Origin of the sequence: Kamptonema sp. PCC 6506 (genome assembly GCF_000180455.1) — a bacterium.
Lineage (GTDB): Bacteria > Cyanobacteriota > Cyanobacteriia > Cyanobacteriales > Microcoleaceae > Kamptonema > Kamptonema formosum.
In genome coordinates this window covers 64,724-74,207 of the sequence record NZ_CACA01000141.1, presented here as the reverse complement: position 1 = coordinate 74,207, position 9,484 = coordinate 64,724, and the positions used below count along the sequence as shown (strand labels likewise).

The following is a 9,484-nucleotide window of genomic DNA, read 5'->3' as shown; positions in this document are numbered from 1 at the left end:
GTCGACCGTACCCGGTTAGGGGTAGGGGGTGGGTTTGGGGGTTGCAAAATTTGCTGGTATAGAACCAGTAGCCGACAAGTATTATGGCGGCTCCGCAAAATGCGATCGCGAATTGTCTTTAAATGTTCTGGTTCATCTTGTGCTTCCCAGTTGTTAATAATGCGCTCTTTTACCAAGTCCTCAATGTACTGTGCTTCACCATCTTTAGGAATAAATGATGAAGAGGCTAGTACAAATTTGCAAAGTTTTTGGGTGAGAAATGGTTTCCCGCCTGTCCAAGTTAATATTTCTTTAAGCACTATTCGTGGCTGAAAGGCTTTTAGAGCTAATCCTTTGGTTAGGGCCAGACTTTCCTCTAATTGAAAACCAGTTAAGTGTATTGCTCGACCAATATTAAAAGGGGTACGGTTTTTGTCTTGAATTAATTCAGATGGAGTAGCTACTCCCAAGAGAGCGAAGGTCAGACGATTATATTCCGGCTGATCTGCTCGCTGATTGTAGCAAGCACGAATCAAAGCAAAAAAATCATCTACATTAAAATTTAAACTGAGTATACTGTCGATTTCATCTATAAAAATTACCAGATTTTTAGTGATTTTTGTGAGTAATACTTTGCGGATGAATACATCTAATCGCTTGACGGGAGCAAGCATTTCATGGTCGCTCCACCAGCTCACGACATCAAATCGATCTAATAGATTAAAACTACTGGCGATGCTGTAGATTAGCCCTGCATACCACTGTTCAGGCTTGATGTCTTGACAGCCAATTGTGGTCAAGTCAATTGAGGCACAAACAAGACCTGAATCTTGCAGCCTTTTCATAGTTTGCACCCGCAAACTAGATTTGCCCATTTGTCGGGAATTGAGGACATAGCAGAATTGTCCAGCCTTTAGGCCTTCGTAGAGTTCATCATCTGCTTGTCGCCTTACATAAGTAGGAGCGTCTATTGGTAGACTTCCTCCGACTTGATATTGATAGGTTAAGTTTAGTTCTGTCTTCATCGATTGAGTCTCTAAAAAACTCCCATATCATTTCCCCAAGTTTTTGTCAAGGTATGTTTAGTTTGATGAAGGGCGATTGCCTGCGGCTGGCGTAGCTACCGCGCCGCAGCTAAAATTTTTTATGTAACCTCACCCTCTGGCAGTTCTTTTACCACCCAGAGGGCGAGGTTACAAACAATAAACTAAGTAATAAACTAAGTATAGTTAAACTGTTCAACTTTAGCTGTAATATTGTAAACATCACAATCACAATACTTCAGTTTGGTAATAATATTCACTCGGTGTATTAAAAGCAGCCAATAAAAAACCTCAGCAAGTTGCTGAGGGCAGCGAGTATGCGAAAAATCGTTAATGACTGCGTTCTTCAATTTACGTAGGATTGCATGGCTCCCTATGTTTTTATGAAGATACACCCTGATATATTAACTACCCGATGGATTAACACCCTGATGGTTTAACTCCCTGATAGATGACCGCCCTGATGGCTTTCACTCCACTACCCAAAAAAGCAGGGTGGGTGGAAGATCGTGGACACTACTAACACTTCACTTCCGGCTTTTCTGGTCGCTCAGGTGTGCCTGTCTGGATTAATTATTGCAGACCGCATTTCTGAGATACAAGAGGTCTATTGCACAGACCCACTTTACCCGACCGACCTGCCAAAAAGTGATTTGTTAGGTTCATCAGGGTCATCATCATGAAAAAGAGTATCTTAGTTTTAGGGTTCATAGCCTCCGCAGGCTTCTCCTTTTTCACTTTCCCTAGCCTCCGAGCATCTGCATCCGAGCCATCAGCGAGCGTCACGACTGTACAGAAGAGTTGGACTCAGGTCAACTACACTGGAACGAATGAGGACGGCGATAAAGAGGACGTAAAGACAGGTAAAAAAGGGAAATAGTTCCTGCTCTCCTGCGTTCTGACAACTGCCTCAATCGGTCGAAGGGTAAAACTCCTGCCCATTCAAAAAGTGATGCAGAGCTGCACCCTGCGTTCGTCAAGGGGATGAGAGGATAGGATAATGGGATGGACGAGAAAATTTATTAACAGGGCTAGTTTGGGGACGTTTCTACATCCCTTGCTCCCTCCATCCCCACTCTCCTACCTTTTTGCCCTCTGAAGTTCCTGACCTTCTTTTATGCCCCAATCGTAATTCCTCCAAAAACTCCAATGGAAAACTCTCTTATCACTACCCGCAGACAGCGGAACTCGACAAAAACCCAGGAAAGGCGGCAGGCGACACCGAAAGAAAAAAAGTTAATTCACCTGTTGGCGAATCTGGGATGTAGTTTGGTTAGGTATGACTACAAACACTCAACTACCAAAGGAGTGATTCCGCCCGATGAACGGAAGCATTTAGCTGAGTGGCACTATCTCCGACTTCAGCAAATTCGCAGGGTTGAGCGCAGTTTAGAACCTGTAGCCACTCTCAAGCGCGTTTACTATAAGAGCATTCTCAGCCCTAGAGACCTCAAGTCGCTCAAACTGCTTTGGGTTGATGAGGAGGGCAAAAATAGGGTTAAGCGCGTCGATCCAGATTTGGATGTGGTGCTTACGGAAGCTCTCGATCGCGGAGATACTTTGAAACAAATTTTTCACACTATTGAAGCAAAAGAACGCCTTTTTTCGCCGACTCCCGCTGGCGGCCCAGTGCCTTTTTGGGTGCGAGAATGGGAAAGTTCGGGTTACGATATAAACTTTTTCCCTCCTTCATTCCCTGCTTGGGCTTCTATTGTTGATGATTAAGCTAATAGTTAACTGTTAACTGTTAACTGTTAATTCTTGCGAAGATAGGCGACGTTAATGATGGTTTTGCGTAAGCAATTAGCAATTAGCAATTAGCAATTAGCAATTAGCAATTAGTAATTAATAATTACCGCTGCCGCACGGGCATTTCAATTACAAACTCTGCGCCGTTTCCAGGTGTAGAAATGCAGGTGATTTGACCGCCGTGCTGCTCGACTACGATTGAATGAGCGATTGACAGTCCTAGTCCAGTTCCCTTACCTACGGGTTTAGTGGTAAAGAAGGGGTCAAAGAGTTTTTGGCAAACAGATTCTGGTATCCCTGGCCCGTTGTCAGCAATCGATATTCCTACGCGATCGCGCTCTGCAAGATAAGTACGAATAGTGATAGTAGGAGTGCGATCGCCTTCAACTACTGCTTCTCTTTTACTCTGCTCTTCTAAAGCATCGATCGCATTTGCCAAAATATTCATCACTACCTGATTCAACTGACCGCCGCAGCATTCTACTTTGGGCAGTTTGGCGTAATTTTTAACTACCATTATTTGCGAAGTGCTGCCTTGAAAGTTCAGGCGGCTTTGCAAAATTAGCAGCGTACTCTCAATGCCTTCATGGATGTTAACCAACTTCATCTCTGCTTCGTCTAGGCGAGAGAAAGTCCGTAGGGATTTGACAATTTCTCTGATTCTTTCTGCTCCCACTTTCATGGAATTAAAAAGTTTAGGCAAATCGATAGAAATATACTCCAAATCTATATTCTGTATTTTTTCGGATATTTCTGCGGTTGTTTCTGGATATTCGTGCTGATAGAGTTGAACCAGTTCCAACAGGTCAAAACTGTAATCTTTGGCAGGACTGAGATTGCCGTAAATAAAGTTGACAGGGTTATTAATTTCGTGAGCTACGCCAGCAACTAACTGCCCCAAACTCACCATTTTTTCATTTTGAATTAACTGAGATTGAGTGTTTTTCAATTTCTGCATGGCAACTTCTAGCTGCACGGCTTTTGATCGCTCTCGTGCTTCCGAATCTCGCAAGGCAGCAAGAGCTTGTTTGCGCTCGGCAATTTCAGTTTGTGCCTGTTCAAACAGTGTGGATTGCTGGATCGCGATCGCTAATTGCCAGCTAATTTGTTTAAGACATTCGATCTCAGGTTCCTGCCATATACGGGGGCCACTACACTGATGGGCAATCAGTAAACCCCACAGCTTTTGACCTTGCAAAATAGGAGCCACTAAATTAGCTCTAACTTGTAAATTAGTGAGTAAATTTACATAACATCTATTGCGATCGCTATTGATAATGTCGCAGTTTACATTAACCAGACCTTCTAGGTAGAGTGGGATATATTGTTCGATAAAGCAGTTATCTTGAATGTCAAGACCTAAGATCGGCATATATCCTGACTGCACTGATTCCACCACGACTACTCCCGTCCAGTCGGGATGAAAGCGGTAAATTACTGTACGCTCAGTTTGCAAAAATTGCCGCACTTGTTCCACTGTAGTCTTCAGGATTTCCTCTAAGTTGAGAGAGGAGCGCATTCGCTCTAAAATTGTCCCTACTAGCCTTTCCCGCTTTAATTGCTGCTGTAAGGCAAATTCTGCCTGTTTGCGGTCAGTAATATCCATTGCTGTCCCAAATAGCCGCACGACCTGACCGGATTCATTTTTAAATGCTTTTCCCTTACTATTAATATGCCTAATTTCTCCGTCGAGGCGATATATGCGGTGGTCTAAATCATAAGAAATACCTTCAGTTATTGCTCTTTCAACTAATTGTTGAAATTCGGCTCTGTCTTCTGGATAAATTTGTTCTAAAAGTTGATCCCAAGTTGGTGTTAGTCCTAGCTTGTGCCCGTAAATTCGGAACACTTCCTCAGACCAACTAATTGTTCCCGCTGCGATTTCAAATTCCCAATTGCCGATGTGGGCAATTCTCTGAGCTTGCTGCAACTCTTGCGCTAATTGAAAGGCAGCTTCTTCTGCTACTTTGCGATCGCTAATGTCTTTGTGCGTACCCGACATCCGCAGGGGTGAACCCCACTGATCGCGCTCTACCACTTTACCCCCAGCTAAAATCCACTTCCAATAACCTTCTTTACTCAGCATCCGAAATTCAATTTCATAGGTGGGAGTTCGACCTTCCACATAAGCTTTTAAAGCAGTTATTACTTTCGGTAAATCTTCTGGGTGTATGAGATTTTCCCAGGCTTGATAATTATTTTCAACCTCATCTATTTCATAGCCCAACATTTTCTTCCACTGGGTATCGAAATAAGTTTCTGCTGTCGCTATATTCCAATCCCATAACCCCAAAGCGCTACCCTCTATTGCTAACTGCAACCGCTGTTCGCTGATCCGCAAGGCAGACTCTTTTTGTTTGAGTTCAGTGATGTCGGCAATAACTGCTATCATCCCCACTTTATTGCTAGCATTGTCTACTATACAATCAGCTCGTAATTGAGTTTGTACAATCTCACCCTGCTTAGTTTTGAGCTCGACTTCGCCACTCCAAGAACAGCCTTTACGAAGGCTTTTAAATATCTCTCTCAATACGCTTGATTTGGCGTGAATTAAGGCTGGCCCCCCAGCTTCATTTAGTTCCTCAACGGTGTAACCATAGCGGTGAATAAAGGCTTGGTTGTGGTAAATTGAGTTGCCGTCCAAGTCAGCGATCGCAACTGCATCGCTAGCGCTTTCTACAGCAGCTCTAACTTGCAGTAGAGCAAGTTCTGCCTGTTTGCCAGGAGTGATGTCAAAAATGAGTCCATCTAGCCACAAAACCTCACCATTTTGTGATAATTTTGCCCTGCCTTTTTCAGCAATCCACCGCACTGAACCGTTGCAGTGAATAATTCGGTATTCCAAATTATAGGACTCTCTGGCTGCCGTTGCCACTGCAACTTCACGACTGACCATTTCTCTATCGTCAGGATGAATAATACTGGCAAAACTTAAGCGGTGATTTTGAATGAAATCGACCGCTGGATAACCGCTAATCGCCTCAATTTCATCACTGATAAATTCCATTGTCCAATCCGCATCGCATAAGCCTCGATAAATTGCGCCAGGAAGGTTTTCTACCAGAGAGCGAAATCTTTCCTCGCTCTCGCGCAAAGCTACTTCTGTTTGTTTGCGCTGAATGTGAACGCCTAACTGAGTCGCCGCCGCATTTACGAGTTCAACTAAACGTGATTCTTTTGTTGTTTGAGTTTTCTTAAAGAAAACCAAAACTGCTAATACTTCAGAACTGCTACAAATTGGCACACCAAAGCTGGTTTTTAATCCCATTCCCAGGGCAATTTGCGTCCTCAGAAAAACTGGTTCTTTAACCTCAGAAACATCTTCTATCCATTCGGACTCGCCCGACAACCAAATTCGCCCTGGTAGTCCCACTCCGGGCGCAAATGTTAAATTTCGACTTTGGTATCCGAATTCATCTAAAATTTTATCGCTAGCATACCAAATTTCGCTGTATTCTAAAACTTTACCGTTAGCATCAGGAATCCAGGCTTCCCCAAAATTCCAGCCGATTGTCCTGCACAATAACCGCAGGACATCTGCTAAGGCACTTTGAAAGTCTTCGGATTGACTAATTGCTTGAGTTGCTGTTAGCAACAAGCGAATTTCTTCTTCTGCTTGTTTGCGTTCTGTAATATCAGTTGCCGTACCTAAAATCTGGGTTAGTTGACCTTCTGAATTCCTAGAAAAGGCAGTATCTCTGCTAATTAACCAGCGCCAAGAGCCATCTTTGTGTCGCATCCGATATTCGATTTCAAAGATCTCGCCATCGAGTCCATTTTCAATTTGTTGCCAATATTCAGGAATAATAGCAAAATCTTCAGGGTGGATCGTTGTTTGTAATATGGGCGTTCCCCTTTCTGCAACTTCTTCTAATGTATAACCCATAAGTTCGCCTAGACAGCCATTAGCATAGATATTCCGGTTTTCTCGGATGTCATAAACGTACAGAATATTGGGGCTGGAACTGGCTATTTTTTCAATAAAACGTTGGCTTTCTTCTAGTTTAGCTTGCTGCTGTTTGTAGCTAGTAACATCTCGAATCGTGCCGACCAGCATTTTACTGCCATCTGTATTTTTAAAGACTGTTTTCTTGGTGGAAATTACCCGTTCTGTGCCATCCACACCGATCAATATTTCCTCATTTTCTTCAGCACTACCTGCTGTAAATACTTGGTCATCTTTGCCCCAAGCAAGATCGGCTTTTTCTGGGGTAAAGATATCATAGTCGGATTTGCATAAGAGTTCTTCGCGCGGCTTGCCTAATAATTGACAAAAAGCGTTATTAAATACGATTAAGCGGCGATCCTCGTCTTTAACAAATATGGGGTCAGCAATTGCATTCAGAGTATGTTTGAGGAAGTCTTGGGATGCCTGCAATTGCTCTTGGGCTAATATTTGGTGGGTAATATCATTCAGAGTACCCGCAGTACCGGAGATAGTGCCATTGGGGGCAAAGGTTAGACGCGCTTGCACTTCAATCCAGCGAATTTTTTCTTCTTTAGTCAGGTAGCGAATTTTATAGCGACAGGCTTCTTTTTGGCCTTCAACTAATGGTTGTAAATACTCTATATTCCTTTGCCTATCCTCTGGATAAATATAGTTTAAAAATGGATTTCCCAAACTTTCGGGTATCCCAAATCCTGTAATTTCTGTCCAAGCGGCATTCAAAAATACCCAATTACCGGCGGTATCTACTTGGAAAATTACTTCTTTGATATTATTTACTAGAGAGCGATATTTTTCTTCGTTTTGCCGCCAAACTGCTTGTCTATTCTGACGGGCGATAGCGTTGCGTAAGGAACGCATCAGCAGTTTACTGTTAACTTCTCTTTTCACCAGATATTCCTGGGCTCCAGCTTGAATTGACTGGGTTGCTAGTTCTTCATCGCTGTTGGCTGTGAGTACAATAATCGGAATATTTAAACCATATTCTTGCAGTCTAGCAACCGTCTGAAATCCTTTGCTATCAGGAAGTGAAAGGTCTAGTAATATTACATCGAAAGTTTCGTGACGCAAATGTTCTAAAGCTTGACTGAGCCGAACTACTGGAGTCAACAAAAGTGATTGTGTCCACCTATTTTCTAATAGTAATTCTTGAATCAGTTCAGCATCATCCGCGTTATCTTCGACTAGGAGAACTTTTAAGGCGGTGTGGGTGAAAGTCGGTTTAAGAGCTGATGTCATGGGTGCAAGTTACTAAGAAAAATCTCAAAATCGGCGATCGCTACAGTTAGCTTGCCTGTTGTAATTAATACTAAGTTGGATTCAAATTAGCTATCATATTTTGCACCCTCATCACTAAGCCGCTAATTTTGACTGGAATTTAGAGGGGCAAAAGCAGTGCACTTGTCAAAACTTATCTCTATTATATCAAAAAAAATCTCAATGTAAACTCTACCTCTTGCCAAAATATTGTAGAAGTTTGGCATAGTCTGCCGTTAGCTTAATATTTGCCCAGTAAATTTTAAATTTTATCAATAATCGGCTTCGGTAGAATTACGGTAAAGATACTGCCCTTACCGAGTTCAGATTTAATTGTAATCTCGCCTTGAAAAGGTTTTAAAAGTTCTAGACAAGTATAAAGCCCTAATCCTGTTCCTGTAGGTGCTCCCTCTTTTTCTTCCTCGCCTTTAGCAGGTTTGGATGTGTAGAAAAAGTCAAACACATTTGGCAGGTTCTCTGGGGCAATACCGCAGCCAGAATCTTCTATATCCATGTATATTCTGTATTCGTCTTGTCTGGTAACAATAGTCAAGTTTTGATTTTTCATGTTCCACATAGCATGGAGTGCATTATCTATTAAATTGTGGAATACCTGGGAAAAATAAGAATAAATTAAAGGCAAGCTGGGAAGGTTTGGATCGAATAAATATTTTTTATTAACCTTATGCTTAAAATACAAATTTGAATCTAAAAGTTGTAATTCTCGCTGCAATAACTCATTCAGATTGACAGGCTGCAACTCTCCCTTTTGATCTTTGATACTTTTGAACATTAGAGTTTCCATGATTTCATTAATTGCCGCTACTGAACGATTAATATATTTGCTATAGTTAAAGAGGGACTTGTCGTCCAATTGTGCCGCTTTAGCTTCAATCAAATCAACGCTAGTCTGGATGATTTGTAAGGGGCTTCTTAAGTTGTGTACCATTCCTTGGGTTAATCGCCCGATAATCGCGGTTTTTTGCTGCTCTATTAGCTGTTTAGTTTTTTGTTCTACTAGCTTTTCTAGATTACCGTTAAGTGCAGCGAGTTGTTCATTCTTCTCTTGGAGTTTTTTTTGCAATTTGCAAATAGTCAAATGGGTTTGAATGCGGCTCAATACTTCTTCGTGCTGAAACGGCTTAGTAATGTAATCAACAGCTCCCGATTGAAAACCCCTGACTTTATTTACTGTATCAGAAAGGGCAGTCATAAAAATCACTGGGATGTCTTTGGTGGCTGGGATTGCTTTCAGCCGACTGCAAGTTTCAAACCCATCAATTCCTGGCATCATTACATCTAAAAGTATCAAATCTGGTCGGACATACTCAAGTTGCTCGATCGCACTTTCACCATCAAGTGCTACTAATACTTTGAAGTTGCAATTCCTTAAAAAATCGAAAAGTACATCGAGATTCGTTTGATTATCGTCAACGATGAGAATGATACTTCTTTCTGAGTTTTTGATGTTCATATTCCCTAGATTAACTTCACTTCTGTGTAAGACATA

At 42.0% G+C, this 9,484-nt stretch carries 4 protein-coding genes; 1 reads left to right on the top strand and 3 read right to left on the bottom strand.

Going from position 1 to position 9,484, the window contains the following annotated elements:
* The coding region (locus OSCI_RS08355) for an AAA-like domain-containing protein (protein WP_193387015.1) at positions 1 to 1,004 on the bottom strand (1,004 nt) is incomplete at its 3' end.
* 1,167 nt (positions 1,005 to 2,171) lie between these two features.
* Here OSCI_RS08355 and OSCI_RS08345 point away from each other — a divergent pair.
* The gene (locus OSCI_RS08345; RefSeq protein ID WP_007354477.1) at positions 2,172 to 2,747 is read left to right on the top strand and encodes a hypothetical protein; all 576 of its coding nucleotides are present in this window, start codon (positions 2,172 to 2,174) and stop codon (positions 2,745 to 2,747) included.
* A gap of 127 nt (positions 2,748 to 2,874) precedes the next feature.
* On the opposite strand, the gene OSCI_RS08340 is transcribed toward OSCI_RS08345, so the two are convergent.
* Together OSCI_RS08340 and OSCI_RS08335 are read right to left on the bottom strand one after the other, a co-directional pair.
* The gene (locus OSCI_RS08340; protein WP_007354476.1) at positions 2,875 to 7,956 is read right to left on the bottom strand and encodes a PAS domain-containing protein; all 5,082 of its coding nucleotides are present in this window, start codon (positions 7,954 to 7,956) and stop codon (positions 2,875 to 2,877) included.
* Between the two features lie 280 nt (positions 7,957 to 8,236).
* Positions 8,237 to 9,448 (bottom strand): hybrid sensor histidine kinase/response regulator, encoded by a 1,212-nt coding sequence (locus tag OSCI_RS08335; protein WP_007354475.1) that lies wholly within the window; start codon positions 9,446 to 9,448, stop codon positions 8,237 to 8,239.
* Positions 9,449 to 9,484 lie beyond the last annotated feature (36 nt).